We start from the raw sequence: 26,666 nt of genomic DNA on the forward strand, positions 1-26,666 counted from the left end.
ACAAGCTTCCTCGGGAGGTCTCCTTGCACCGCCGTCGTACCGCGCTCCTCCTCTCCGCCGCGATCTTCGCGGCGCCTCTGCTCACCGCCTGCGGAAACGATGCGCATCCCGGCGCGGCGGCCGTAGTCGGCGGCCAGCGGATCACCGTCGCGCAGCTGGAGAACAGGGTGAGCGAGGTCCGCGCGGCACAGCGCGCCGCCGTACCGGACGACGCCCAGTACGCGCAGGTCATCGCCAAGTCCGGCACCCTCCCGCGTGATGTCCTGCACACCATGGTTCTCGACCAGGTGCTGCACCGCGCCGCCCAGGACGCGGGCGTGACCGTCACCCGCAAGGAGCTCCAGCGGATGCGCAGTGGCCTGGAAGGGCAGGTCGGCGGTGCCAAGGCGCTGGAGATGGCCTGGCTCCAGCAGTACGGCATCCCGCCGCAGCGCCTCGACGACAACCTCCGCCTCCAGCTCGAGGCGCAGAAGCTCGCCACCGCGCTCGGCACCGACACCGGCAAGCCCGCCTTCTGGAACGCCCTGAGCGAGGCGTCCAAGAAGCTCGACATCGACCTCAACCCGCGCTACGGCACCTGGAACGTCCAGAAGAACGAGCGATCCGACGCGAAGACGCCGTGGGTGCGCGAGGTGACGGCGGCGCAGCAGACGGCGTAGCGGTACGGCACAGCTGTACGGCGTAGCGATACGACGTAGTGGTACGGCGTCGTGCTGGGGCGTGGCCGTCCTGCCTGTGGATAACTCATGGGGCTGTCGGCGACGTGGGTTACGTTCGGATCGTGAACGCAACCAGTCCCGAAGCCGCCCCCGGCCGCATCGTCCTGCTCACCACCAGCCATCGCGTCGCGCCCGGCCTGCTGTCCTGGCCGGCCTGGCAGGCGCTGCACGCGGCCGACCGTGTGCTGTGCGCGGACGGCGCGCATCCGCAGCTGCCGTATTTGCGTGAGGCCGGGATAGCGGTCGACGAGGCCGCTCCGACCGCCGAGCAGCTGATCGACGTGTGCGCGGGCGGCCGCACGGCCGTGGTCGTGGCCACCGGCGAAGGCGAGCCGGCTCTCACCGACGGCCTCGCCCGTCTCGCCGGCTCCGGCCGAGTGCGCATGCCCGAGCTGGAGCTGCTCCCCGCCTCCTACGACCTGCCGGGCGCCCGCCTCCTCGACCTCGTGCAGGTCATGGACCGGATCCGCGTCGAATGCCCGTGGTCCTCCCAGCAGACCCACAAGGGCCTGGCGAAGTACGGCATCGAGGAGGCCTACGAGCTCGTCGAGGCCATCGAGGAGGGTGACCGCGACGAGCTCCGCGAGGAACTGGGCGACGTTCTGTTGCAGGTCGTCTTCCACGCCCGTATCGCGGAGGAGGACGCGGAGGCCCCCTTCTCCATCGACGACGTGGCCGGCGGCATCGTCACCAAGCTCATCCACCGCCACCCGCATGTCTTCGGCGACGAGACGGCGACCACCCCCGAGGAGGTCAAGGAGCACTGGCTGCGCACTAAGGCCGTGGAGAAGCGGCGCGAGTCGGTGACGGAGGGCATCCCCCTCGGCCAGCCGGGCCTGGCCCTCGCGGCAAAGCTGGCGTCCCGGGTCAGAACGGCGGGCCTGGAAGTACCCCTGCCCACCGGCGAGGGCCTCGGCTACGAGCTGCTCGCACTGGCAGTCCGCGCGGAGGCCGCCGGGGTGGACCCGGAGGCGGCCCTACGCGTCGCAGCCCGCGCATACCGGGATGCCGTACGGGCCGCCGAGGGTCTGACACCGCCGGATACGGTCAAGGAGTGACAGACCAGCCCAGCCCCACCGGCGACGCGGCCGCGGGCACCCCGCCTACTGGGAGCGCCTCTACTGCCGACTCGACGGCGGCCCCCCCGCCTACCGGGAGCGCCTCTACTGCCGACTCGACGGCGGCCACCTCGCCTACCGGGGACGCCTCCACCGGCGACGCGGCCGCGGGCAACCCGCTTGCCGGCGACGCGGCCGCGGGCACGCCGGTCACCGAGAACACCCACACCGGCCCCCCACCCACCGCCACCACCCCCGCCGGCGGCACCCCCGCACCCCCCGACCTCTTCACCTGGGAGTTCGCCACCGACCCCTACCCCGCCTACGCCTGGCTGCGCGAGCACGCTCCCGTGCACAAGACCCGGCTCCCCAGCGGGGTGGAGGCCTGGCTGGTCACGCGCTACGCCGATGCCAAGCAGACGCTCGCCGACAACCGGCTCTCCAAGAACCCGGCTCATCACGACGAGCCCGCGCACGCCAAGGGCAAGACCGGTATCCCGGGGGAGCGCAAGGCAGAGCTGATGACGCATCTGCTCAACATCGACCCGCCGGACCACACCAGGCTGCGCAGGCTCGTCTCCAAGGCCTTCACGCCCCGCAGGGTCGCCGAGTTCGCGCCCCGGGTGCAGGAGCTCACCGACCAGCTCATCGGCCGGTTCGCCACCGAGGGAAGCGCCGATCTGATCCACGAGTTCGCCTTCCCGCTCCCCATCTACGCCATCTGCGACCTGCTCGGCGTTCCCCGCGAGGACCAGGACGACTTCCGTGACTGGGCGGGCATGATGATCCGGCATCAGGGTGGCCCCAGGGGCGGGGTCGCCCGGTCCGTGAAGAAGATGCGGGGCTATCTCGCCGAGCTCATCCACCGCAAGCGCGAGGCGCTCCCCGACACCCCCACCCCCGGCGAGGACCTCATCTCCGGTCTCATCCGCGCCTCCGACCACGGTGAGCACCTCACCGAGAACGAGGCCGCGGCCATGGCCTTCATCCTGCTGTTCGCCGGCTTCGAGACAACCGTCAACCTCATCGGCAACGGCACCTACGCCCTGCTCACCCACCCCGAGCAACGCGCCCGCCTGCAAACGGCGTTGGCCGCCAAGGAGACCGGGCTTCTCGAAACCGGCGTGGAGGAGCTCCTCCGCTACGACGGCCCCGTGGAACTCGCCACCTGGCGCTTCGCCACCGAGCCGCTCACCCTCGGCGGACAGCGCATCGCACCCGGCGATCCGGTCCTCGTCGTCCTGGCCGCCGCCGACCGGGACCCGGAGCGGTTCGCCGACCCCGACGTCCTCGACCTCTCCCGCCGCGACAACCAGCACCTCGGCTACGGCCATGGCATCCACTACTGCCTCGGCGCCCCGCTCGCCCGCCTGGAGGGCCAGACCGCCCTCGGCACGCTGCTCACCCGCCTCCCGGATCTCCGACTCGCCGTGGATCCGGGCGAGTTGAGATGGCGGGGCGGACTCATCATGCGCGGACTGCGTACGCTTCCGGTGGAGTTCACCCCAGTTGGGTGAGTCTGTCCCCCTCGGGGAACGTGACACGCGCTCAAGTCTGTGATCTTCACGTGATCTGCGCGGCATTAACTTGTGACAAGTGATCGTCTGCCTATACGTTCACGCATCAACGACGGCGCCCAGGTTTAACGCGCCGCGGCCACCGCTGTCTCGCGAAAGGTCCCCGCATGCTCTCCGGGAACGGTCGTCACCGTCGCCCCCGTCAGGCCCCGGCCATCCTCGTCGCGGCCGGAGTGACCGGGTCCGCCATCGCCATCCCGCTGCTCGGTGCCGCGAGCGCGAGTGCCGCCGACGGCACCGTGTGGGACAAGGTGGCCGAATGCGAGAGCGGCGGTTCCTGGAGCGCCGCCGACGAGAGTGCCGGCCGCTACGGCGGACTGCGACTGACCCAGGGCGACTGGGAGAAGTACGGCGGCCTCGACTATGCCGCCAGCCCCGACCTGGCGAGCCGTTCCCAGCAGATAGCCGTGGCCCAGGACCTCCTCGCGGACCGGGGAACCAGCCCTTGGGGCACCTGTGCGGTGCTCAACGGACTCACCAAGGAGTCCGGGGCGCTCGACCTCGACACCGGAGTGGAGGAGGACTCCCCCTCCGAGGTGTCCGGCTCATCCGGTTTGCTTGATTCGCTCAACTCGCCCAATTCGTCTGATTCATCCGGCTCGTCTGACTCATCGAACTCATCCGAGTCGTCGGGGTCACCGGACCCGTCCGGGTCGTCGAACCAGACCGACGACCCCTCCGGTGCGCCGAGTGGGCCCTCGGGCGATTCGTCCGAATCCTCCCAGGACTCACCCCCTTCGCCCTCTTCGTCGTCCTCATCCCCTTCGCCCTCCAAGTCCGAGGATTCCGCGAAGTCCGAAGCGTCCCCTGACGCGAAGGCCTCACAGTCGCCAGACAGCTCCCCCGTGGAGACGGTCGGCGGCGACAATCGGGACAATGTGGTGCAGGACGTGGGCTCCTGGAGCCTCGTCGACACCGGAGCGATCGACGCCGAAACCGCCGGCTCCGGGCGGCATCGCGGTCCCAGTGCCGACGAGAGCGAGGCCGACGGCGGTGCCGCCGAGACCGCCAAGTCCTCCGGGCGCCACGCCTCGTACAGCGTCCGCCCCGGCGACACTCTCGCCTCCATCGCCGACTCCCTTGACCTCGACGGCGGGTGGCGTGCGCTGTACGCCGCGAACAAGGACGCCATCGGTCCTGACGCGAACCACATCTTCGCCGGTCAGGCCCTGGACGTCCCCGGCGAATAGCGCCCGAACGGGGCGAAAAACAGCGGCAGTTCGCGTCACTATTCGCACCTTAATGTCCGTTTTGGATGCAGTGAGAGATAGATCTCAGAAGCCCTGATCGTCTTTGTAATTCCCGGAATCGCGTGTCTACGGTCATGACCGCTCGCCACCAGTGCGAGCCCCGACAGCCGTCACGCCGAATCCTGCCGGCGGCCGTCCGGGAACAGTCGTCGCGTCAAGCGCCGTAGGCAGGAGCGGGGGACCCAAGGTTTGCGCCGGGTCCGGCAGTTGAGGCCCTTCGGGGCCGCACGGCCGGAGCCGGCTTGGGGTGAAGTCGCGCAGCAGCAGCCGAGAGGCGAGCGTGCGCGGCCGGGCAACTCAACCGGCCCGAACCCGACAGCTCACCTCGCAGGCGTCGGTGAGGGGATCTCTCCATGCTGTTTTCCAGCAAGGGCAAGCACCGTCGTCCGTCCAAGGCCGCTCGCGCCATAGCCGTCGTCGGCGTCACCGGCGCCGCCGCCGTCGCCGCCCCGCTGATGGCGGCCGGCAGCGCCTCCGCCGCCACCGCCTCCGAGTGGGACGCCGTCGCCCAGTGCGAGTCCGGCGGCAACTGGTCGATCAACACCGGCAACGGCTACTACGGCGGCCTTCAGTTCGCCGCCTCCACCTGGGCCGCGTACGGCGGCACGGCGTACGCCTCCACCGCCGACCAGGCCAGCAAGAGCCAGCAGATCGAGATCGCCGAGAAGGTCCTCGCCAGCCAGGGCAAGGGTGCCTGGCCGCACTGCGGCACCGGCCTGTCGAGCGCCGCGTACTCCGGCTCCGCGGAGAGCACCGAGACCACCCCGCGCGCCACCGAGGAGCAGCCGGCCTCCCGCTCCGCCGAGCGCCCGGCCGCCGAGAAGAAGTCGGCCAAGACCGTCACCACCCCGACCGGCAAGAAGGTCAAGAAGGGCGACGGCGAGTACAAGGTCGTCAAGGGCGACACCCTCAGCTCGATCGCCGAGGCGAAGAAGGTCAAGGGCGGCTGGGAGAAGCTGTTCCAGCTGAACAAGGACATCGTCGAGGACGCCGACCTGATCTACCCGGGTCAGCAGCTGCACCTGAAGTAATACGGGCGCTACCGCTGAACCACGGTGCCTTCACATCCGTGGACCTCTTCGTGAAGGCCTCGTGAGGGTCACCCCCGTCCCCACGAACTCCCCGCCTCGGTGCGTCTTCCCCCGTACGCACCGGGGCGGGGTTTCTTGTGCCGGGCTCTCCCCGTCGGCCCTTTTGCGTTGACGTCTTTGTTCCGTTCGGAAACAATTTACTCTCGGTTCTGTCCCACGGGGCGGTCGACCGCTGGCCGAACGCCCGGAGCCGGTTAGGCTCGTCTCGCAGTACCCACCGCGGTCTGCGTACCCGCGTCACATCCCAAGAAGGAGATGCTCGTGCCGTCCATCGACGTCGTCGTAGCCCGGGAAATCCTGGACTCCCGAGGCAATCCCACGGTCGAGGTCGAGGTCGGCCTCGACGACGGCAGCACGGGTCGTGCCGCCGTCCCGTCCGGCGCCTCCACCGGCGCCTTCGAGGCCATCGAGCTCCGCGACGGCGACTCGAACCGCTACCTCGGCAAGGGCGTGGAGAAGGCCGTCCTCGCCGTCATCGAGCAGATCGGCCCGGAGCTCGTCGGCTACGACGCCACCGAGCAGCGCCTGATCGACCAGGCCATGTTCGACCTGGACGCCACCGACAACAAGGGCTCCCTCGGCGCCAACGCCATCCTCGGCGTCTCCCTCGCCGTCGCCCACGCCGCCTCCGAGGCCAGCGACCTGCCGCTGTTCCGCTACCTGGGCGGCCCGAACGCGCACCTGCTGCCGGTGCCGATGATGAACATCCTGAACGGCGGCTCGCACGCCGACTCCAACGTGGACATCCAGGAGTTCATGATCGCCCCGATCGGCGCGGAGTCCTTCTCCGAGGCCCTGCGCTGGGGCGCCGAGGTCTACCACACCCTCAAGAAGGTGCTGAAGACCAAGGGCCTGTCCACCGGCCTGGGCGACGAGGGCGGCTTCGCCCCGAACCTGGAGTCCAACCGCGCCGCCCTCGACCTCATCGTCGAGGCCATCAAGCAGGCCGGTTACGTCCCCGGCGAGCAGATCGCGCTCGCGCTCGACGTCGCCGCGTCCGAGTTCTACAAGGACGGCAGTTACGAGTTCGAGGGCAAGTCCCGCTCGGCCGCCGAGATGACCGAGTACTACGAGGAGCTCGTCTCCGCGTACCCGCTGGTCTCCATCGAGGACCCGCTGTACGAGGACGACTGGGACGGCTGGAAGATCATCACCGAGAAGCTGGGCGACAAGGTCCAGATCGTCGGCGACGACCTCTTCGTCACCAACCCGGAGCGCCTGGCCCGCGGCATCGACGAGGGCGCCGCCAACGCCCTGCTCGTCAAGGTCAACCAGATCGGCTCGCTGACCGAGACCCTGGACGCCGTCGAGATGGCCCAGCGCAACGGCTTCAAGTGCATGATGTCCCACCGCTCCGGCGAGACCGAGGACGTCACCATCGCCGACCTCGCCGTCGCCGTGAACTGCGGCCAGATCAAGACCGGCGCCCCGGCCCGCTCGGACCGCGTCGCCAAGTACAACCAGCTGCTGCGCATCGAGGAGATCCTCGACGACGCCGCGGTGTACGCCGGCCGCAGCGCGTTCCCGCGCTTCAAGGGCTGAGCAGGCTGGTCGGGCTGGTCGGCTGACCCCCACCTGGGGTGAGCCTTAGCCAGTCGTACGTACGTCCCCGTACTCGGTCCCGTACCGTGTGCGGGGACGTACGCGTGTGAAACGGGAGGCGGGACATGGCCGTCAAGGACCGGGACCGGTTCTCCACCGCGACCAGGATCCGGTTGCTCGGCGAGCAGACCGCGGCCCGTGTCTACCGCTCCCAGACCAAGCGGCAGGCCCGGCGCTCCAGGCTCACCGGACGCGCCGCGCTGCTCGCGCTGGTCCTCTGCTCCATGGTCGTGGCGATGGCCTACCCCATAAGGCAGTACGTCTCCCAGCGCGCCGAGATCGCCGACATGCAGCGGCAGAAGGAGGAGGCCGCCCAGCGCGTCGAGCAGCTGCGCGACCTCAAGGCACGCTGGCAGGACGACGCGTACGCCGAGCAGCAGATCCGGCTGCGGCTGCACTATGTGCTGCCCGGGGAGACCGGTTACATCGTGGTCGACCCGGACGCCGCCAAGCAGGCGCGGACCGGCCGGCGCGCGGCCGACCGCCCCTGGTACACGAACATCTGGGCCGGGGTCGACAAGGCGGATGCCGCCGCCGACCACTGAGCCCAGCGAGAAACCGATAGAAAGACAGGCATGCAAACGCCCCCGCCGCCCACCCCCCGCACCGAGCCCACCGACGCGGACGTCGAGGCCTTCAAGCAGCAGCTCGGGCGTCCCCCGCGCGGCCTGCGCGCGATCGCGCACCGGTGCCCCTGCGGGCAGCCGGACGTCGTCGAGACGGCCCCCCGGCTGCCCGACGGCACGCCCTTCCCGACGCTGTACTACCTGACGTGTCCGAAGGCGTCGTCGGCGATCGGCACGCTGGAGGCGAACGGCGTGATGAAGGACATGACGGCACGGCTGGAGAGCGACCCGGAGCTGGCCGCGGCCTACCGGGCAGCGCACGAGGACTACATCCGGCGCCGCGACGAGATCGAGGAGCTGCGGGGCTTCCCGAGCGCGGGCGGCATGCCGGACCGGGTGAAGTGTCTGCACGTCCTGGTCGCGCACTCGCTCGCGGCCGGGCCCGGGGTGAACCCGCTGGGGGACGAGGCGATCGCGATGCTGCCCGAGTGGTGGGCCAAGGGGCCCTGCGTCCTTCCCGCCGAGTGATCTCGCCCCCGCCAGGGGGCTGTGCCCCCTGGACCCCCGTCGGCCTGCGGCTCCGTCCTCAAACGCCGGGCGGGCTGAAATGACCGGACGGGCTGAAATGACCGGACGGGCTGAGATGAAATGTCCCGCACATCGGAAGGGCACCCCATGACCCGCGTCGCCGCCATCGACTGCGGTACGAACTCCATCCGGCTCCTGGTGGCTGACGTCGACCCGGCCACCGGCGAACTCGTCGACCTGGACCGCCGTATGACGATCGTGCGGCTCGGCCAGGGCGTCGACCGTACGGGCCGGCTCGCCCCCGAGGCCCTGGAGCGCACCTTCGCGGCCTGCCGGGACTACGCGGCCGTCATCAAGGAGCACGGCGCCGAGCGGCTCCGCTTCGTCGCCACCTCCGCCTCCCGGGACGCCGAGAACCGGGACGAGTTCGTCCGCGGGGTCATGGACATCCTGGGTGTCGAGCCCGAGGTCGTCACCGGCGACCAGGAGGCCGAGTTCTCCTTCACGGGCGCGACGAAGGAGCTGGTGGGCCGCGAGGACCTGCACCGGCCCTACCTCGTCGTGGACATCGGCGGCGGGTCGACCGAGTTCGTCGTCGGCGAGGAGCACGTCCGCGCGGCGCGTTCCGTGGACGTCGGCTGCGTACGGATGACCGAGCGTCACCTGGTCCGCGACGGCGTCGTCTCCGACCCGCCCGCCGAGGAACAGATCGCGGCGATGCGGGCCGACATCGAGGCCGCGCTCGACCTCGCCGAGGAGACGGTGCCGCTGCGCGAGGCGAGGACGCTGGTGGGGCTCGCCGGTTCGGTGACCACGGTGTCGGCCATCGCGCAGGACCTGCCCGAGTACGACTCGGCCCGCATCCACCACTCCCGGATCACCCACGACCGGGTCCGCGAGATCACCGACTGGCTCCTGCACTCCACCCACGCCCAGCGCGCGACCGTACCCTCCATGCATCCGGGCCGAGTTGACGTCATCGCCGCGGGTGCCCTGGTCCTGCTCGCCATCATGGAACGTATCGGCGCCGAGGAGGTCGTCGTCAGCGAGCACGACATCCTCGACGGCATCGCCTTCAAGGTGGCGGAAGACGCCGCAGAAGGTAAACGCAGCAACTGACCTGCCCTGACACGGAACGGCCCCGGTCCCTCGCGGAGGAACCGGGGCCGTTGTGTCAGCCCGTGCGGGCTTGTCCGTCAGTTGCAGAGGAGGACGAGGACGCCACTGCACCCTCCGTCGTCACCGTGGTGGCCGTGGTGGCCGTAGTGGCCGTGGTGACCGTAGTGGTGGCCGTGGTGGTGGCCGTGGTGGTGGCTGTCCGCGGCCCTTGCGGCGACGTGCGATGCGGACGTCGCTGCCGCGGCGGATGCGGCGCTCGCCGTCCCCAACGCGAGAGCGATGCCCAGAGCAGCGCCGACCGTGACTATTCGCGAGGTGGCCCGCTGGAGGGCCTTCTGTGAGGTGATCATGGCTGCACGTTATGTGCCTGTCTGATCAATTTCGCGCGGAGCGTGGCCGACCGAGTGACGGCCATGCGGGGAATGGTGACCGGGGTCGCGTCGGCGGGGTGGTTCGGGTCTCGTTTGCTACTGCTTGGTAGTCGCCGACTGAGCAGGTCGGTTAGCGTATGAGCGCTCCTGAGGGGGTGTTCGGGCCCCTCGGGGACCCCCTGGAGATGCCCGGTCGAGAAAGTTCGTGAAGTTCTTCACAAGGAATTGGGTCCTGGAGAAGCACGGACAGCCGCCGGTTGACCCTTCCGAGGGGTGAACAGGGCCTTGAACATGTTCAGATGGCCGGTGTAAGGAAGGTCCGGGAGGGCCTCTCCGGGCGGTGCTCCGGGTTGCTCACCGAGGGCTCCGAGAGCCAGAGAGGCAGCTCACGCGGCATTGACAACGGGGCGTAACGCCTCCGGGTTCCCGATCGTGACCATGACCTGTGTCACGCGGGCCGGGGAGTGTAGCACAGGGCCTGCAAGAGCTTGTGAAGGGGCGCACGAGCGACCCCCTTGAGGCGGGTGGATACTCGATGGCATGAGCACCACGGAGCGTCCCAGGATCCTCGTAGTAGGCGGTGGGTACGTAGGCCTGTACGCAGCTCGGCGCATCCTCAAGAAGATGCGCTACGGCGAGGCGACCGTCACGGTCGTCGACCCCCGGTCGTACATGACCTACCAGCCCTTCCTCCCCGAAGCCGCCGCCGGCAGCATCTCCCCGCGCCACGTCGTCGTCCCGCTGCGACGCGTGCTGCCCAAGGCGGAGGTCCTCACCGGCCGGGTCACCACCATCGATCAGGACCGCAAGGTCGCCACGATCGCCCCGCTGGTCGGCGAGGCGTACGAGCTGCCCTTCGACTACCTGGTCATCGCGATGGGCGCGGTCTCCCGCACCTTCCCGATCCCCGGCCTCGCCGAGCAGGGCATCGGCATGAAGGGCATCGAGGAGGCCATCGGCCTGCGCAACCACGTCCTCGAGCAGCTCGACAAGGCCGACTCCACGACCGACGAGGAGATCCGCCGCAAGGCGCTCACCTTCGTCTTCGTCGGCGGTGGCTTCGCGGGCGCGGAGACCATCGGCGAGGTCGAGGACATGGCCCGCGACGCGGCCAAGTACTACACCAGCGTGTCCCGTGAGGACATGCGCTTCATCCTCGTCGACGCCGCCGACAAGATCCTCCCCGAGGTCGGCCCCAAGCTCGGCCAGTACGGCAAGGAGCACCTGGAGGCCCGTGGCGTCGAGGTCTACCTCTCCACCTCGATGGACTCCTGCGTCGACGGCCACGTCGTGCTGAAGAACGGCCTCGAGGTCGACTCCAACACGATCGTCTGGACGGCCGGCGTCAAGCCGAACCCGGCCCTCGCCCGCTTCGGCCTGCCCCTCGGCCCCCGCGGTCACGTCGACTGCGAGCCGAGCCTCCAGGTCAAGGGCACCGACTACATCTGGGCCGCCGGCGACAACGCCCAGGTCCCGGACCTCGTCGGCCGCAAGGCGGGCAACGAGAACGCCTGGTGCCCGCCGAACGCCCAGCACGCGCTGCGTCAGGCCCGCGTCCTCGGCGACAACGTGATCTCCGGTATGCGGGGCTTCCCGCAGAAGGACTACGAGCACGCCAACAAGGGCGCGGTGGCCGGTCTCGGCCTCCACAAGGGCGTCGCGATGATCGTCATGGGCAAGATGAAGGTCAAGCTCAAGGGCCGTCTCGCCTGGTACATGCACCGTGGCTACCACGGCCTGGCGATGCCGACCTGGAACCGCAAGGTCCGCGTCTTCGCCGACTGGACCCTCGGCATGTTCCTCAAGCGCGAGGTCGTCTCCCTCGGCGCGATGGAGCACCCGCGCGAGGAGTTCTACGAGGCCGCGAAGCCGGCCCCGGTCGCTGCCGCGAGCAAGGCCGAGAAGGGCGAGAAGGCCAAGGCCTCCTGACCCTCGGGCCTCTCATCACCACCCCGAAGGGGCCGCCCGCCATCCGTGGTGCGGGCGGCCCCTTCGGCGTGTGTGCGCTCCGAGGGCTTTGGGCGGTCAGAGAGCCCGCTCGGGCTGGTCGGCGGGCAGCTGGACGCTGTCGAGGAGCTGCTTGTAGTCCGCCCGCACGGTGTCCGGCTGTGTGTCGCTGCCGATCGTCGCGATCTGGACCACGTAATCGCCCCCGTCGATGAAGCCGACCCGGCCGAGGGTGCCGTCAGGGGCAGTGATGTCCGCATGGAGCGTGCGATGGCCGTCAGCCGTGGTGCCCGTACTGACGTTGGTGCTCCGGACCTTCTCGTCGGAGGACCGCGCGGGCTCGTTGTAGCCGGACAGGTAGCCCTTGAGGGCGAGGTTGAGATCGTTCTGACCGGCACCGGATGAGTTGACGACCGAGAACTGGGCGATTCCGGAGTCGGTCTCCGCTAGGTACGTATGACCACCAGGCACGTTCTCGGCCGTGGATTTTGCGGGAAGCCGGGCGGTGACGCCGCTGTGGGCATCCTTGGTCTCCACCCATCGTGCGTCCGCCTTGGGGACGCTCGGGGCGTGCGGCGCCGGGGCGGCGAACGCGGTCCCCGGCAGGAGGGCCCCTCCGGTGATCACCATGGTCGAAGCGGTGAGCAGGGCGAAGCGCTGGAAGCGGGAAAGTCGAGTCATAGCTGTTCATATCCGTAGGAAGTAGGGAAAGGGGATGTGTCCATTAGGGCCCGCTGTCCGGGGTCCGTCATGCCACGGAGCTTTCGTGACAGGAAACTCGGGACTTGACACGTATCGTGATGCCGACGGCGTCCTGGACAGCGCGGCCCGGATGCTCTGACAATTTGCCCAAACGTGACGCCGTGGCGGGACAGCGTCCCGGGCGTTCTGGTGTTTACGTGGTGTTGGACATTCCGGGATTCCTCGTCACGGAGGTGTGCGCCATGGCAGAGGCCGCTGTGCGGCTGAAGAGCCTTCTCGAACAACTGCTGGGAGTTCCGCTCCCGGTGCGCATCCACGCCTGGGACGGTTCGCAGTCGGGGCCGCCCGGCGCGCCGACTCTCGTCGTACGCAACCGCCGTGCCGTACGGCGGCTGCTGTTCAAGCCGGGTGAACTGGGCCTGGCCCGGGCCTGGGTGGCCGGGGACCTCGACATCGAGGGCGATCTGTACGCCGCGCTCGACCTGCTCGCGGGGCTCGTGTGGGAGCGGGAGGAGGACGCCCGCAGCCTGGCTCAGGCGCTCCGGGATCCCGAGGCGCGCGCCGCCGTACGCGGACTCGTCAGGCTCGGCGGACTTCCGCTGCCTCCCGCGCCGCCGCCGGAGGAGGTGCGTCGGGCCCGCGGCCATCTGCACACCAAGCGCACCGACAGACGCGCCATCAGCCACCACTACGACGTGGGCAACGACTTCTACGAGATCGTCCTCGGCCCGTCCATGGTGTACTCCTGCGCCTACTGGGCGGCCCCGCCCCCGGCCGGCACCCTCGAAGCCGGCCAGCGCGACAAACTCGACCTCGTCTGCCGCAAGCTCGCCCTCGGGCCCGGTCAGCGGCTGCTCGACGTCGGCTGCGGCTGGGGCTCGATGGCCATCCACGCGGCCCGCGAGTACGGCGTGAGCGTCGTCGGCGTCACCCTCTCCCAGGAGCAGGCGGCCTACGCCCGCAAGCGGGTCGCCGACGAGGGGCTCACCGACAAGGTCGAGATCCGCGTACAGGACTACCGGGAGGTCGAGGACGGTCCGTACGACGCCGTCTCCTCCATCGGCATGGCCGAACACGTGGGCGCGGAGCGGTACCTGGAGTACGCCGATGTGCTGTTCCGGCTGCTGAAGCCCGGCGGGCGGCTGCTGAACCACCAGATCGGGCGCCGGCCGCAGCGCGACGAATCCTCGTACCAGGTCGACGAGTTCATCGACTCCTACGTCTTCCCCGACGGCGAGCTCCAGCCCATCGGCGTCACCGTCACCCAGCTGGAGCGGGCCGGGTTCGAGGTGCGCGACGTCGAGTCGATCCGGGAGCACTACGCCCTGACCCTGCGACGCTGGGTCGACCGCCTGGAGGCCGACTGGGCGCGGGCGGTCAAGCTCACCGGCCCGGGGCGCGCCCGCGTCTGGCGCCTTTACATGGCCGCCTGCGCACTCGCCTTCGAGCGCAACCGCATCGGCGTCAACCAGGTGCTGGCGATCAGGACCCCCGACTCCGGTGAGTCGGGGATGCCGTTGCGGTCCCGTACCTGGAGCTGACACCACAAGGGCCCCGCTCCCTCCCGGGAACGGGGCCCACGCGCGCGTACGGCTATTCCGCCTTGATCGCGTTCAGCATGTTCAGGCGTGCGGCGTTGCGGGCCGGCCACAGTGCGGCCAGGACACCCACCAGGCCGGCCAGCACCAGGAAGATCCCGATCCGGTCCCAGGGCAGAACCAGCGTGTAGCCCGGGATCTCCGCCTTGATGGTCTCGCCGATTGCCCAGCCGAGGAACGAGCCTAGGCCGATGCCGACGACCGCGCCGAACACCGAGATGACCACGGCCTCCAGCCGGACCATCCGCTTCACCCGGCGCCGGTCGAGACCGATCGCCCGCAGCATGCCGATCTCCTGCTGCCGTTCGAAGACCGACATCGCGAGGGTGTTGACGACACCCAGCACCGCGATGATCAGGGCCATCGCGAGCAGGCCGTACATGATGTTCAGCATGGTGTTGATGGCGCCGCCGAACTCGTTGCGGATGTCCTGCCGGTCCATGACCGTGATCGTGGGGTTGTCGCCCAGCGCGTCGACGAGGACCTGCTCGTTCGCCGAGGTCTGGCCGCCGTCCGTCTTCACGAAGATCTGCTGGATGTACGGCTGCGTCTCGTGCGGCTTCACGACCTTCGTGTCGACAAGGACGGGGGAGAGGAACTCGCTGTCCTTGAAGACGGCGCCGACGGTCAGTGTGCCCTTCTTCTCGTCGCCGAAGGTGACGGGGAGGCTGTCGCCCGGCTTCCAGCCCCTGCTCTTGGCCGTCTTCTCGGCGACCGCGATCTGCCCCTTGGCGAGCGAGTCGACGCTGCCGCTGACGACGTCGACGTTCAGGACCTGCTCGATGTCGCCCGGGGTGACGGCGGAAGCGGACACGAAGTCGTCGCCGCCGAGCTCGAAGTAGACGCTCTGCTGCGGCGAGACCGCGGAGACGCCCTTGGCCTTCTCCAGCGCCGTCAGCGCCGACTGGTCGAGGTCGCCGCCGTTCGCCATCGAGACCATGTAGTCGGCCTTGATGTTGTCCGTGGTCATCTTGTCGATGGCCGTGCCGACGGTGATGCCGAGCACCGACAGACCGGTCACCAGGGTCAGTCCGATCGCCAGCGCCGAGGCGGTGGCTCCGGTGCGGCGCGGGTTGCGGACCGCGTTCTGGCCGGCCAGCTTGCCGGCCACCCCGAAGGGGCCGACGAGCAGCGGGCGGACGAGCGCGATCACGGGCCGGGACAGCAGCGGGATCAGGATGATCACGCCGATCAGCGCGAAGAACGCGCCCGCCGCGATGTACATCCGGCCGCTCTTGCCGCCGGACGAGGCACCCAGCACGATCGCGGCCGAGCCGAGGGCGGTGATGGCGGCGCCGATGGAGTTGCGCACCACCAGCGACTTGGTGCTCGCCACCGCGTGGACGCTGCTCATGGCCGCGACCGGCGGGATCTTCGCGGCCCGGCGGCCGGGCAGCCAGGCGGCGAACGTGGTGATCAGCACACCGACGCCGATCGCGGCGATCACCGGTGTGGCGGAGACGATCAGCGGGCCGCCCGGAATCTTCATGCCGAACGCGGCCATTCCGGACCGCAGACCGACCGCGAGCCCGACGCCGAGGACGAAGCCGATCACCGAGGCGACCAGGCCCACCACCGCGGCCTCGGCGAGCACCGAGCGGGTGATCTGCTTGCGGGAGGCGCCGACGGCCCGCATCAGCGCGATCTCCTTCGTGCGCTGGGCGACCAGCATCGTGAAGGTGTTGGAGATCAGGAAGACCCCGACGAAGAGCGCGATGCCCGCGAAGCCGAGCAGGATCTGCTTGAGCGAGCTCATCCCCTGTTCGATCTGCTCGGCCTGCTCGTCCGCGAGCGCCTGGCCGGTCTTCGCCTCGGCGGCGTCCGGCAGCAGCGGCTTGACCGCGTCCAGGATCTTCGCGTCGTCCGCGCCGGGGGCGGCGGTGACGGTGGCGCTCGCGAAGTAGCCCGGCTTGAGGTACTGCTTCTGGGCGACCGCGGTGTCGAAGAGGACGAGGCTGCCGCCGGCGTTCACGGCACCGTCCTCGGTGGTGAACACGCCGCTGAGGGTGTACTCCTTCACCGGCCCGTTCGTGGCGACTCGGACCCGGTCGCCGACCTGGTACTCGCCCTTGGCCGCGGACTCCTTGTCCAGGGCGATCTGATCGTCCTTCACCGGGCCCGAGCCGTCGGTGAACGTGTAGGCGGGGTCCTTGCCGTCCTTGCCGGGGGCGAAGTTGGCGCCCTTGTTGGACCAGCCGACGCCGATCAGCTTCCCGTCGGGGTCGGCGACCCCGGCGAAGCCGTCGACACGGCCGTACGCGGCGTCGACGCCGTCCACCGCGGAGATCTTGTCGAGGGTCTTGCGGGAGAGACCGGGCTCTTCCTTGGGGTTGTCCGGGTCGGCGTGCGAGGTGACGGCGACGGCGACGTCGTCGTAGCTCTTCGCCGACTGGTTGCGGAAGGCGTTGGACAGGGTGTCGGCGAAGACCAGGGTGCCGGAGACGAACGCGACGCCGAGCATCACGGCGAGCACGGTCATCAACAGCCGGGCCTTGTGCGCGAGTACGTTGCGCAGGGCGGTGCGGAACATCAGCTGGTGCGGCCCTTCGCGTCGAACTGCTTCATGAAGTCGAGGACGTTGTCCGCGGTGGGCTTGTACATCTCGTCGACGATGCGGCCGTCCGCGAGGAACACCACCCGGTCCGCGTACGCCGCGGCGACCGGGTCGTGGGTCACCATCACCACCGTCTGCCCCATCTCCCGTACGGAGTTGCGCAGGAAGCCCAGCACCTCGGCGCCGGAGCGCGAGTCGAGGTTTCCGGTCGGCTCGTCACCGAAGATGATCTCGGGCTTGGAGGCGAGCGCGCGGGCCACGGCGACGCGCTGCTGCTGGCCGCCGGAGAGCTGGGCGGGGCGGTGGCTGAGGCGATCGGCCAGGCCCACCATCCGGATGACCGAATCCACCCACTGCTTGTCGGGCTTACGGCCCGCGATGTCCATCGGGAGGGTGATGTTCTCCAGCGCGGTCAGCGTCGGCAGCAGGTTGAACGCCTGGAAGATGAAGCCGATCTTGTCCCGGCGCAACTTGGTGAGCTGCTTGTCCTTCAGGGAGCCGAGCTCGGTGTCGCCGATGCGCACCGAACCGGAGGAGAAGGTGTCCAGCCCGGCCACGCAGTGCATCAGCGTGGACTTGCCGGAGCCGGAGGGGCCCATGATCGCGGTGAACTCGGCCTGCCGGAACTCGACGGTGACCCGGTCCAGGGCGACCACCTGGGTCTCGCCCTGTCCGTAGATCTTCGACAGATCCGTGGCACGCGCGGCCACGGTGGTGGCCCGGCCGGCGATGGATGCGGTGGTCACGAGAAGGCGCTCCTGAGGGACGACGGTGTGTGCGAAGGGACGTCATCCATCGTCCTGGCCGAAGAGCGCCGTGTAGTCAGTCGCTGTTCTGGTTCCGAAGGCAGACTGCGGATGGACGGAGCACCGCTGCGTCATACCTGAGGATGACGGGGACCCTGACGGGTGTTCGCGTCCGGAACAGGTGGAGCGTCCTTGTTCGGACGGTGAAATTCCGTCATTCCGCATGCGCCGCCAATGGCCGCGCGTAAGGCTATTGGCAAGTGCGGATGGCGCGTTCCGTGGGCTGATGCACCCTCAGACATCAATAAAATAAGACAACATCGGTCCGCCCGTCCGCTGTTCGGGGGATGCATCCCGATAGGCTCGGAACCTCGATGCGGAGCCCATGGCCTGCCCAGATGGTGGAATGCAGACACGGCGAGCTTAAACCTCGCTGCCCCTTCGCGGGCGTGCCGGTTCAAGTCCGGCTCTGGGCACTTCCGACGTTCATCCTCCCTTCAAGAGTTCACGCACGACCGTTGACAGCGGGCGTGCGCGATCGGAGACTCACGTCAGGAAGTGGTGAATAAAATTTCACCAGACGAACAGGAAGGGAAGCGACCGATGCGTACGACCGTCGGCATCATCGGAGCGGGCCCCGCCGGCCTCCTCCTCGCCCGTCTGCTCCACAACGCCGGCATCGACTCGGTCGTCCTGGAGAGCCGCGACCGCGCCTACGTCGAGCACCGCCAGCGCGCCGGAATCCTGGAGCAGGGCACGGTGGACGTGCTGCGCACGGCCGGCGCGAGCGAGCGGATGGACCGCGAGGGCCTGCGGCACGACGGCATCGAGCTCCGCTTCGACAGGAAGCGCCACCGCGTCGACTTCCCCGCCCTCGCCGACGGCCGGTCCGTGATGGTCTACGCCCAGACCGAGGTCTGCAAGGACCTCATCGCCCTCCAGCTCGAGGACGGCGGCCCGCTGCTGTTCGAGGCGGAGGCACTGGCCGTCGAGGACGCGGACACCGCCGGCCCGCGCGTGCGCTTCCGGCACGAGGGCGTCGAGGACGTCCTGGAGTGCGAGTACGTCGTCGGCTGCGACGGCTTCTGGGGCGTGGCCCGCAAGGCGATCCCCGCCGAACTCACCCGGGTCTTCGAGCGGACGTACCCCTTCGGCTGGCTCGGCATCCTCGCCGACGTCGCCCCCTCGCACGACGAGTTGGTCTACGCCCGCCACGACCGCGGCTTCGCCCTCCTCTCCATGCGCTCCCCGTCCGTCTCCCGCCTCTACCTCCAGGTGCCCGAGGGCACGGACGCCGAGGCGTGGAGCGACGACGAGATCTGGGCGGAGCTGGAACGCCGCTTCGAGACCGCCGACGACTGGCGCCTGGAGCGCGGCCCCATCACCCAGAAGTCGGTCACGCCCATGCGGTCCTACGTCCACGAACCCATGCGCCACGGCCGCCTCTTCCTGGCCGGTGACGCGGCACACATCGTGCCGCCGACGGGCGCCAAGGGGCTGAATCTGGCCGTCGGGGACGTCGTCACCTTCGCGCGGGCACTGACGCACGAAAGGGAGACCGGCTCGGCGGAACTCCTCGACGCCTACTCCGCGACCTGTCTGCGCCGGGTCTGGCAGGCCGAGCGGTTCTCCTACGACATGACGACACTGCTGCACCGCGCCCCCGACGCCACGCCCTTCGAGGACCGCCTCCAGCTGGCGCGCCTGGAGCGGCTCGCGTCGTCGAGGGCGGCCGAGACGGACCTCGCCGAGGGGTACACCGGGTTCCCGTTCGGGTGACGACCGTAGGCGTGGCGTAAGGGTGTGATCTCCGACCGGTTCCGGCCACGTTCCAGGTTGGTCATGAATGAGCCCCTCCGTGGCTGGGAATCACCCGGCCGCGTAGCGTGTTGCGCAGCACGACAAGGGAAAGATCCTCCCCAAGCACTAGGGTCAATCCTTTGCCTACCTATTACTCTTGAGCCAAGGTCGCGTACGTCGACCATGGAGGAGTGAAATGAGGAGCAGCAACCCGGTCTTCTCGCGACGGGGGTTCAGCCGCGACAACGGCTACGCGGGCTTCAACACCGCGCCGCAGGCCGGGGGCGCCGCTGTCGGCACGCAGGGCAACCCGTACGCCCAGCCGCAGGCCGGCAACCCGTATGCGCAGAACCCTTACGCCCAGCAGGACCTTCAGTACGGCGCACCGCCGCAGGCCCCGGCCACCACCGGCCGGATGACGATGGACGACGTCATCCTGCGCACCGCCACCACGCTCGGCACCCTGATCGTCACGGCCGCGCTCGCGTGGTTCCTGCTGCCGGTCGACGCCGAGAACATCAACCGGTCCTACGGCATCGCCATCGGCGCCGGTCTGGTCGGCATGGTGCTGGCGCTCGTGCAGTCCTTCAAGCGCAAGGCCTCGCCCGCGCTGATCCTGTCCTACGCCGCGCTCGAGGGTGTCTTCCTCGGCGTCGTCTCCAGCGTGGTCGACGAGCACATCGCCAGCGGCGCGGCCATGCAGGCGGTGCTCGGCACGATGGCCGTCTTCGCCTCGGTGCTGGTGGCGTACAAGGCGGGCTGGATCCGCGTCAACCGCCGCTTCGTCGGCTTCGTGATGGCGGCCGCGCTCGGCTTCATCCTGCTGATGGCGGTCAACCTGCTGTTCGCCGTCTTCGGCGGCGGTGACGGCCTCGGCTTCCGCAGCGGCCCGCTCGGCATCGTCTTCGGCGTCGTCGGCATCCTGCTCGGCGCCTGCTTCCTCGCCCTGGACTTCAAGCAGGTCGAGGACGGTCTCGCCTACGGCGCGCCGCGCGAGGAGGCCTGGCTCGCGGCCTTCGGCCTCACCATGACGCTGGTGTGGATCTACATGGAGTTCCTGAGGCTCATCTCGATCCTCAACAGCAGCGACTAGTCTCCGACGGTTGTGCAGCGAAGGGCCCCGGGTTCGTCCCGGGGCCCTTCGTCGTCTGTGCGCGAGTCCACGTCTAGAGGAACTTGCGCGCCGCCCTCCTCAGGTCGTACTCGTGGACGATCGCCTTCGCGTGGCCGTACGCGAGGTCGTATTCGTGGCGCAGCCAGCTGACCTTCTCCTCGAAGCGGACGAGGGCCGGGCCTTCTTCTACGGTGCGCAGCCAGTCGGAGACTTCACGACCGGTGCAGTGGGGGATGCGGGCGAGCATGTTGCGGTGGGTCTCCTCGGAGAGGACGTGGGACATCGGCGCCTCCGGACGCAAAGGGGATGTAAGCCGGTCCTTCAGGTCACCGTGCCTGAGCGTTCGCCCGTTGGCAACAGTCGCGTACGCTCACGGCGTGGTGGATACGACGCGTCTGACCCAAGCCGTAGATCACTTCGCCGACCGGTTGCGGGCGGCACCGCAGTCTCGCTTGCAGCGGGGCGCTGCCGCGGAGGCGCTGGCGCTGGCCAGGAGGTTGGCTGCGTGGGCCCAGGCTGTGGAGGCGCCCGGGGTTGATCCTCGCGTGATGCCTGATGCGGGGATGTTTGCCGCGGCTGATCAGATCACCGTTGCCGTGCATGACTTGGCGGTGGTTCTTGAGAGTGACGACCAGGTCTCCGAAGCGGTGCGGTTGGTTGAGGAGGCGCAGAAGAGGGCGGGAGTCTGAGGTGTGTTGGCGACTGACCGTTGTGTGTGGCTGGTCGCGCAGTTCCCCGCGCCCCTGAGGGCGTCTCAGTCCTCGGCTCCTGGAACCGACGAACTACAGGCTCGCTATGACCCGGTCGGCCAGGATGTAGACGTTCTCCTCGCCGCACGCGAAGGTCAGGGTGTACGCGCCCGAGATTCCCGAACCGCCCAGCAGTACCGGGGTCTCGCCCGCGCGCAGGGCCGTCGCCAGGCGTTCCGCCGTTTCGCGGTGGCCCGGGGTCATGCACAGGGTGGTGCCGTCGGCGAAGACGTAGACGTCGAGGGTGCCGAGCGGGCCGGGGCGGACGTCGGTCAGTTCGGTGGCGGAGGCGGCCAGGTCCTCCAGGGTGGCCACCGTGCGCTCGTGGTCGTTCACCGCCGGTGACGAGGCCGGGACGAAGTCCGGGTGGGAGGGGTGGCGGCGGCGGGCCGCGGCCAGTTCCGGGGAGTCCCCGGCGAACTCGTCGGCGTCCGCGGTCGGCTCGGTCACCGGCTCCAGATGCTCGAGGCCCGCGAAATCGGCCTGGCGGGGCAGGAACAGCTCGCTGTCGGACAGGCCCAGCAGGGTGGGCGCGTCGGAGCCGTCACGGGACTCCTGGGCGGCCCAGAAGGCGCGGGCCTCGGCCAGCTCCCGCTCGCGTTCCTCGGCGAGGGCCTCGGCGACCGCGGCGCGTATCTCATCGGCCTCTGCGGAGGGCCGGGCCTGCGGGACCAGGCCCCGGGCCGCGGCGGCGTTGTTCTGTGCCAGCTCGGTGTGCAGGGCCGCGACCTGTCGGCGCAGCACCATGAGGGTGCGCAGGACGGCGACGCCCACGGCGCCGGTGGCGGCCGTGGTGAGCAGCAAGGCGATCGGCATGGCGCTCACTGACGTACTCCCGGTTCAAAGTCGACCCCCGACTTCCTACATCAGCTTGAAGGGCGGACTATCCAGCTGTCAGTGCGTAACGTCACGAAACGGACAGGATTTTGGGCCTGGAGTTTGGTGGTGCAACGGCTCTGAGCTGCGTAAATCCCTCCGCAGAGGGAGATAGGTCACATCCTGGGGGAGATTGGATCACAAAACGGCCCAGAACCAAGGGGGTTCCCGGGTTCCGGGCCGAATGCTCACGCTGGGTCGTGAGTTGACTACTCAGGGGCCTGTGTCGAGCGGCTTCAGCTGAGGCGCTCGATGACCATCGCCATGCCCTGGCCGCCGCCGACGCACATCGTCTCCAGACCGAACTGCTTGTCGTGGTGCTGGAGGGAGTTGATGAGCGTGGTGGTGATGCGGGCGCCCGTCATGCCGAAGGGGTGGCCGACGGCGATGGCGCCGCCGTTGACGTTCAGCTTGTCGATGTCGATGCCCAGCTCACGGTAGGAGGGGATCACCTGGGCGGCGAACGCCTCGTTGATCTCGACCAGGTCGATGTCGTCGATCGTCAGGCCGGCGCGGCGCAGGGCCTGCTGGGAGGCCTCCACCGGGCCGAGGCCCATGATCTCGGGGGAGAGGCCGGAGACGCCGGTCGAGACGATGCGGGCGAGCGGGGTGAGGCCGAGCTCGCGGGCCTTCGTGTCCGACATGATGACGAGGGCCGCCGCACCGTCGTTCAGGGGGCAGCAGTTGCCGGCGGTGACCAGGCCGTCCGGGCGGAAGACCGGCTTGAGGCCCTGGACGCCCTCCAGGGTGACGCCCGGGCGGGGGCCGTCGTCCTTGGCGACGACCGTGCCGTCGGGGGTCGTGACCGGGGTGATCTCGCGCTCCCAGAAGCCGTTCTTGATGGCTTCCTCGGCGAGGTTCTGCGAACGGACGCCGAACTCGTCCATGTCCTGGCGGGTGATGCCCTTGAGACGGGCGAGGTTCTCGGCCGTCTGGCCCATCGCGATGTAGGCGTCCGGCACGAGGCCGTCCTCGCGCGGGTCGTGCCAGGTCGTGCCCTCCTGCTGGGCGACGGCGGCGGTGCGGGCCTCGGCCTCGGCGAAGAACGGGTTGTGGGTGTCCGGGATGCTGTCGGAGTTGCCCTTGGCGTAGCTGGAGACCAGCTCCACGCCGGCCGAGATGAAGACGTCGCCCTCGCCGGCCTTGATGGCGTGCAGGGCCATGCGGCTCGTCTGGAGGGAGGAGGAGCAGTACCGGGTGATGGTGCAGCCCGGGAGGTGGTCCATCCCCATCTGCACGGCGACGATGCGGCCGAGGTTGTTGCCCTGCTCGCCGCCGGGGAGGCCGCAGCCGAGCATCAGGTCGTCGATGTCGCGCGGGTCCAGCTCGGGGACCTTGGCGAGGGCCGCCTGGATGATCGTGGCGGTGAGGTCGTCGGGGCGCAGGTCTTTCAGGGAGCCCTTGAAGGCGCGGCCGATGGGGGAGCGGGCGGTCGAGACGATCACGGCTTCGGGCATCACGGCTCCAGTCAAAAGGTGCGGCGCGCGGCGCCGCGTTGAGGGCATACCGGTGGGTCGGGCAGGGCTGTGAGGGAAGTTACCCGTACGTACGGGCGAGGTCACGGGCGCGGCGGTGTGACCCTGGCCGCAATTTTCTAAGCGCTTGCTTTCCTCGCCCCCGCCGCCCCTACCCGTCCCATCCTTCTGGGGCTCCGCCCCAGACCCCGCTCCTCAAACGCCGGAGGGGCTGAATTCCAGCCCGTCCGGCGTTTGAGGACGAGGCCCGGAGGGCCGGCAGCGGGGGTCTGGGGGCGCAGCCCCCAGGGATGGGACGGGTAGGGGCGGCGGGGGCGAGACACCTCCCGTGGTTCAGGGGGACGGAGTCGCCGGCGTGCGGTCCGGTTCCGGGACGCGGCGGCGGCGCCGGCGCTTCAGCAGGGCCCAGGGGCCCTTCGGGCCGGTCGGCATCGCCGCCGTGACCTCCGTGCCCGCCTCCGACGCGGCCTCGGCCGCGGCACGGGCCACCGGCAGGAAGCCCTCGCGGCGGGTGACGTCGGGGCGCTCCTCCTCGGCCGGCCAGAGACCGAGTGCCGCGCAGACCGTCGGGAGGACGGCCATCGCGGCCGTGGCATACCCCTCCGCGGAGGGGTGGTAGTTGTCGGGGCCGAAGAGCTCGCGGGGGTTCGCCGCGAACTCCGGACCCAGCAGGTCACCCAGCGACACCGTGCGGCCGCCCTGTTCGACGGCGCCGATGGTCTGGGCGGCCGCCAGCTGGCGGGAGGCACGTCGGGCGAGCCAGCGGAGCGGTTGCTGGACCGGCTCGATCGTGCCCAGGTCGGGGCAGGTGCCGACCACCACCTCCGCGCCGGCGGTGCGCAGGCGGCGTACCGCCGAGGACAGATGGCGGACCGAGCGCGTGGGCGGCATGCGGTTCGTGACGTCGTTCGCGCCGATCATGATCACGCAGACGTCGGGCGCCGTCGCGGGATCCGCGAGGACCAGGGCCACCTGACGGTCCAGGTCGTCCGAGCGGGCGCCCGGCAGGGCCACGTTGCGGAACTCCACCTGGCGTTCCGCAACCGCCGCCAGGCCCGAGGCGAGCAGTGCCCCCGGCGTCTGCCCCGCCCGGTGCACGCCCTGGCCCGCCGCCGTCGAGTCACCCAGCAGCGTCAGGCGCAGCGGCGGCTCGCCGGGGTTCGCGTACAGACGGCCGTACCGGCCGTCCGCGTTCGGTACGTGGTTGCTGCTGCCGTTTCCCACATGGCGCCGGGCCAGCCGCACCTCGGCGAGGAGCAGACCGACGGCCGCCGCCCCGGCCAGACCGATGCCACCGCCGCCGTACGCGGCGCCCGCCGCGATCCGTCGGGCCACCCTCGCCCTCGACATGCTCGTCATGCGTCGCCGCCACCTCCTCGTAGCCGTACATCCACTGCTTGCCCCGCACGGACCGTGGCCCAATCCCAACGAGGAGTGAACGACCGTCATGGGCCCCGTGCAGGCCATAGGCTGGCGGAACCACTAAGACCACTTCTTTTGCAGCATCCGGAGACAACGGTGCATTTCCACTACTCGATGATCAGCCTCGTCGGCAACACCCCGCTGGTGAGGCTCAACAACGTGACCAAGGGCATCCGGGCGACCGTCCTGGCCAAGGTGGAGTACTTCAACCCGGGCGGCTCCGTGAAGGACCGCATCGCCCTGCGCATGATCGAGGCCGCGGAGGAGAGCGGCGCGCTCAAGCCCGGTGGCACGATCGTGGAGCCGACCAGCGGTAACACCGGTGTCGGGCTTGCCATCGTGGCCCAGCAGAAGGGGTACAAGTGCATCTTCGTGTGCCCCGACAAGGTCAGCACCGACAAGATCAACGTGCTGCGGGCCTACGGCGCCGAGGTCGTCGTCTGCCCGACCGCCGTCGACCCCGAGCACCCGGACTCCTACTACAACGTCTCCGACCGGCTCGTGCGCGAGACGCCCGGCGCGTGGAAGCCGGACCAGTACTCCAACCCGAACAACCCGCTCTCCCACTACCACTCCACCGGCCCGGAGCTGTGGGAGCAGACGGAGGGGAAGATCACCCACTTTGTCGCGGGTGTCGGGACGGGCGGGACCATTTCCGGTACCGGGCGCTATCTGAAGGACGTCAGCGACGGCAAGGTGCAGGTCGTCGGCGCCGACCCCGAGGGCTCCGTGTACTCCGGCGGGTCCGGGCGGCCGTATCTCGTCGAGGGTGTCGGTGAGGACTTCTGGCCGACCGCCTACGACCGGACCGTCGCCGACGAGATCGTCGCCGTGTCCGACAAGGACTCCTTCCAGATGACCCGCCGCCTGGCCAAGGAGGAGGGCCTGTTGGTGGGTGGCTCCTGCGGCATGGCCGTCGTGGCCGCTCTGGAGGTCGCCGAGCGGCTCGGGCCGGACGACGTCGTCGTCGTACTGCTCCCGGACAGCGGGCGTGGCTACCTCAGCAAGATCTTCAACGACGAGTGGATGGCCGACTACGGCTTCCTGGAGGACGAGGGCCCGAACGCGCGCGTCGGCGACGTCCTCAACGACAAGGAGCACGGCGCCATCCCGTCCCTCGTCCACATGCACCCCGACGAGACGGTCGGTCAGGCCATCGAGGTGCTGCGCGAGTACGGCGTCTCGCAGATGCCGATCGTGAAGCCGGGCGCCGGTCACCCGGACGTCATGGCGGCGGAGGTCGTCGGGTCGGTCGTCGAACGCGAGCTGCTCGACGCGCTGTTCACCAAGCGGGCCTCGCTCGACGACCCGCTGGAGAAGCACATGTCGGCCCCGCTGCCGCAGGTCGGCTCCGGTGAGCCGGTCGGTGACCTGATGTCCGTGCTGGGCACGGCGGACGCGGCGATCGTCCTCGTCGAGGGCAAGCCGACCGGTGTGGTCAGCCGGCAGGACCTGCTGGCCTTCCTCGCCAAGGGCGGGAAGTAGCGGCAAAGCTGTGGTGAACGGGGCGTGTCCGCGGCGAACTTGCGGTGACCGGGGCCGCTCGCGCCGTCGCGGAACTGGTACGAGCGCGACACGTTCACGCAGCACCCGCTTAACACGGGTCCGGCACATTAGGGGATGTCGGCAGGGCGGGAGCGGCTCCCCGCCCGAGCCGGCGCCGAAACGTCCAAGGACCTCCGGAGCGGCTCCCGGACCTCCATGGACGCCCGGACGTGAGACCCGGTCCTGACCCGGTCAACGTCCCTCGCGGGGACCGCCGTCGTCCCGCCCCCCGGTAACGGGGGTGCGGCGGTCCCCGC

General features: G+C 69.7%; 23 protein-coding genes, 1 tRNA gene and 1 riboswitch. Of the genes, 16 read left to right on the forward strand and 8 right to left on the reverse strand.

The window, feature by feature from the left end:
- Positions 1 to 23 precede the first annotated feature (23 nt).
- From KUM44_RS00300 to KUM44_RS00340, 9 genes are all read left to right on the forward strand, one after another.
- Positions 24 to 659: a SurA N-terminal domain-containing protein gene (locus KUM44_RS00300; protein ID WP_217205282.1), complete on the forward strand. Its 636-nt coding sequence runs from the start codon at positions 24 to 26 to the stop codon at positions 657 to 659.
- 122 nt (positions 660 to 781) lie between these two features.
- Positions 782 to 1,777 (forward strand): nucleoside triphosphate pyrophosphohydrolase, encoded by a 996-nt coding sequence (locus tag KUM44_RS00305; protein ID WP_217205284.1) that lies wholly within the window; start codon positions 782 to 784, stop codon positions 1,775 to 1,777.
- Positions 1,774 to 3,294, forward strand: coding sequence for a cytochrome P450 (locus tag KUM44_RS00310; protein ID WP_308402437.1), 1,521 nt, complete (start codon positions 1,774 to 1,776; stop codon positions 3,292 to 3,294). The genes KUM44_RS00305 and KUM44_RS00310 overlap by 4 nt, the downstream gene beginning before the upstream one ends.
- Positions 3,295 to 3,461: 167 nt before the next feature.
- The gene (locus KUM44_RS00315) at positions 3,462 to 4,544 is read left to right on the forward strand and encodes a transglycosylase family protein (protein ID WP_217205286.1); all 1,083 of its coding nucleotides are present in this window, start codon (positions 3,462 to 3,464) and stop codon (positions 4,542 to 4,544) included.
- A gap of 209 nt (positions 4,545 to 4,753) precedes the next feature.
- A riboswitch (cyclic di-AMP (ydaO/yuaA leader) is annotated at positions 4,754 to 4,953 on the forward strand.
- A 4-nt stretch (positions 4,954 to 4,957) separates the two neighbouring features.
- On the forward strand, positions 4,958 to 5,635 hold the full coding sequence (locus KUM44_RS00320; RefSeq protein ID WP_217205287.1) for a transglycosylase family protein: 678 nt from the start codon (positions 4,958 to 4,960) through the stop codon (positions 5,633 to 5,635).
- A 315-nt stretch (positions 5,636 to 5,950) separates the two neighbouring features.
- Positions 5,951 to 7,237, forward strand: a complete 1,287-nt coding sequence (eno, locus tag KUM44_RS00325) for a phosphopyruvate hydratase (RefSeq protein ID WP_217205289.1) — start codon at positions 5,951 to 5,953, stop codon at positions 7,235 to 7,237.
- Positions 7,238 to 7,362: 125 nt separating this feature from the next.
- Positions 7,363 to 7,842 (forward strand): septum formation initiator family protein, encoded by a 480-nt coding sequence (locus KUM44_RS00330; RefSeq protein ID WP_217205291.1) that lies wholly within the window; start codon positions 7,363 to 7,365, stop codon positions 7,840 to 7,842.
- 30 nt (positions 7,843 to 7,872) lie between these two features.
- Complete coding sequence (locus KUM44_RS00335; protein WP_217205293.1) at positions 7,873 to 8,391, forward strand: DUF501 domain-containing protein; 519 nt, start codon at positions 7,873 to 7,875, stop codon at positions 8,389 to 8,391.
- A gap of 147 nt (positions 8,392 to 8,538) precedes the next feature.
- Entirely contained in the window at positions 8,539 to 9,510 is a 972-nt protein-coding gene (locus tag KUM44_RS00340; RefSeq protein WP_217205295.1) for a Ppx/GppA phosphatase family protein, read from the forward strand.
- 77 nt (positions 9,511 to 9,587) lie between these two features.
- Here KUM44_RS00340 and KUM44_RS00345 read toward each other — a convergent pair whose 3' ends face one another.
- The gene (locus tag KUM44_RS00345; protein WP_217205296.1) at positions 9,588 to 9,860 is read right to left on the reverse strand and encodes a hypothetical protein; all 273 of its coding nucleotides are present in this window, start codon (positions 9,858 to 9,860) and stop codon (positions 9,588 to 9,590) included.
- Positions 9,861 to 10,421: 561 nt separating this feature from the next.
- Between KUM44_RS00345 and KUM44_RS00350 the strand changes: the two genes are divergently transcribed.
- Positions 10,422 to 11,810: an NAD(P)/FAD-dependent oxidoreductase gene (locus KUM44_RS00350; protein WP_217205297.1), complete on the forward strand. Its 1,389-nt coding sequence runs from the start codon at positions 10,422 to 10,424 to the stop codon at positions 11,808 to 11,810.
- A 96-nt stretch (positions 11,811 to 11,906) separates the two neighbouring features.
- Here KUM44_RS00350 and KUM44_RS00355 read toward each other — a convergent pair whose 3' ends face one another.
- Complete coding sequence (locus tag KUM44_RS00355; RefSeq protein ID WP_217205300.1) at positions 11,907 to 12,509, reverse strand: hypothetical protein; 603 nt, start codon at positions 12,507 to 12,509, stop codon at positions 11,907 to 11,909.
- Between the two features lie 263 nt (positions 12,510 to 12,772).
- Between KUM44_RS00355 and KUM44_RS00360 the strand changes: the two genes are divergently transcribed.
- Positions 12,773 to 14,071, forward strand: a complete 1,299-nt coding sequence (locus KUM44_RS00360) for a cyclopropane-fatty-acyl-phospholipid synthase family protein (RefSeq protein WP_217205302.1) — start codon at positions 12,773 to 12,775, stop codon at positions 14,069 to 14,071.
- A 52-nt stretch (positions 14,072 to 14,123) separates the two neighbouring features.
- Here KUM44_RS00360 and KUM44_RS00365 read toward each other — a convergent pair whose 3' ends face one another.
- Together KUM44_RS00365 and KUM44_RS00370 are read right to left on the reverse strand one after the other, a co-directional pair.
- Complete coding sequence (locus tag KUM44_RS00365) at positions 14,124 to 16,658, reverse strand: ABC transporter permease (RefSeq protein ID WP_217205304.1); 2,535 nt, start codon at positions 16,656 to 16,658, stop codon at positions 14,124 to 14,126.
- On the reverse strand, positions 16,658 to 17,428 hold the full coding sequence (locus KUM44_RS00370) for an ABC transporter ATP-binding protein (RefSeq protein WP_217205305.1): 771 nt from the start codon (positions 17,426 to 17,428) through the stop codon (positions 16,658 to 16,660). The genes KUM44_RS00365 and KUM44_RS00370 overlap by 1 nt, the downstream gene beginning before the upstream one ends.
- 392 nt (positions 17,429 to 17,820) lie before the next feature.
- Here KUM44_RS00370 and KUM44_RS00375 point away from each other — a divergent pair.
- From KUM44_RS00375 to KUM44_RS00385, 3 genes are all read left to right on the forward strand, one after another.
- Positions 17,821 to 17,904, forward strand: a tRNA-Leu gene (locus KUM44_RS00375).
- Positions 17,905 to 18,031: 127 nt separating this feature from the next.
- Entirely contained in the window at positions 18,032 to 19,207 is a 1,176-nt protein-coding gene (locus KUM44_RS00380) for a 4-hydroxybenzoate 3-monooxygenase (protein ID WP_217205306.1), read from the forward strand.
- A gap of 217 nt (positions 19,208 to 19,424) precedes the next feature.
- A complete protein-coding gene (locus tag KUM44_RS00385) occupies positions 19,425 to 20,321 on the forward strand; it encodes a Bax inhibitor-1/YccA family protein (RefSeq protein ID WP_217205307.1) in 897 nt (298 codons plus the stop codon).
- 73 nt (positions 20,322 to 20,394) lie between these two features.
- On the opposite strand, the gene KUM44_RS00390 is transcribed toward KUM44_RS00385, so the two are convergent.
- Positions 20,395 to 20,625, reverse strand: a complete 231-nt coding sequence (locus tag KUM44_RS00390) for a DUF4287 domain-containing protein (RefSeq protein ID WP_030049879.1) — start codon at positions 20,623 to 20,625, stop codon at positions 20,395 to 20,397.
- Positions 20,626 to 20,719: 94 nt separating this feature from the next.
- Here KUM44_RS00390 and KUM44_RS00395 point away from each other — a divergent pair, with 94 nt between their 5' ends.
- Positions 20,720 to 21,031 carry a hypothetical protein gene (locus tag KUM44_RS00395; protein WP_217205309.1) on the forward strand — a complete coding sequence of 104 codons (312 nt, stop codon included), beginning with the start codon at positions 20,720 to 20,722 and terminating at the stop codon, positions 21,029 to 21,031.
- A gap of 93 nt (positions 21,032 to 21,124) precedes the next feature.
- Here KUM44_RS00395 and KUM44_RS00400 read toward each other — a convergent pair whose 3' ends face one another.
- The 3 genes from KUM44_RS00400 to KUM44_RS00410 all read right to left on the reverse strand — a co-directional run bounded on the left by KUM44_RS00400 (position 21,125) and on the right by KUM44_RS00410 (position 24,801).
- The gene (locus KUM44_RS00400; RefSeq protein WP_217205368.1) at positions 21,125 to 21,907 is read right to left on the reverse strand and encodes a hypothetical protein; all 783 of its coding nucleotides are present in this window, start codon (positions 21,905 to 21,907) and stop codon (positions 21,125 to 21,127) included.
- A gap of 296 nt (positions 21,908 to 22,203) precedes the next feature.
- Complete coding sequence (locus tag KUM44_RS00405) at positions 22,204 to 23,424, reverse strand: acetyl-CoA C-acetyltransferase (RefSeq protein WP_217205311.1); 1,221 nt, start codon at positions 23,422 to 23,424, stop codon at positions 22,204 to 22,206.
- A 351-nt stretch (positions 23,425 to 23,775) separates the two neighbouring features.
- Entirely contained in the window at positions 23,776 to 24,801 is a 1,026-nt protein-coding gene (locus tag KUM44_RS00410) for an SGNH/GDSL hydrolase family protein (protein ID WP_217205314.1), read from the reverse strand.
- Positions 24,802 to 24,960: 159 nt separating this feature from the next.
- Between KUM44_RS00410 and KUM44_RS00415 the strand changes: the two genes are divergently transcribed.
- Positions 24,961 to 26,349 carry a cystathionine beta-synthase gene (locus KUM44_RS00415; protein WP_217205315.1) on the forward strand — a complete coding sequence of 463 codons (1,389 nt, stop codon included), beginning with the start codon at positions 24,961 to 24,963 and terminating at the stop codon, positions 26,347 to 26,349.
- Positions 26,350 to 26,666: the final 317 nt, after the last annotated feature.

It is taken from the genome of Streptomyces sp. AC550_RSS872, from assembly GCF_019049285.1.
In the GTDB taxonomy this organism is placed as follows: Bacteria; Actinomycetota; Actinomycetes; order Streptomycetales; family Streptomycetaceae; genus Streptomyces.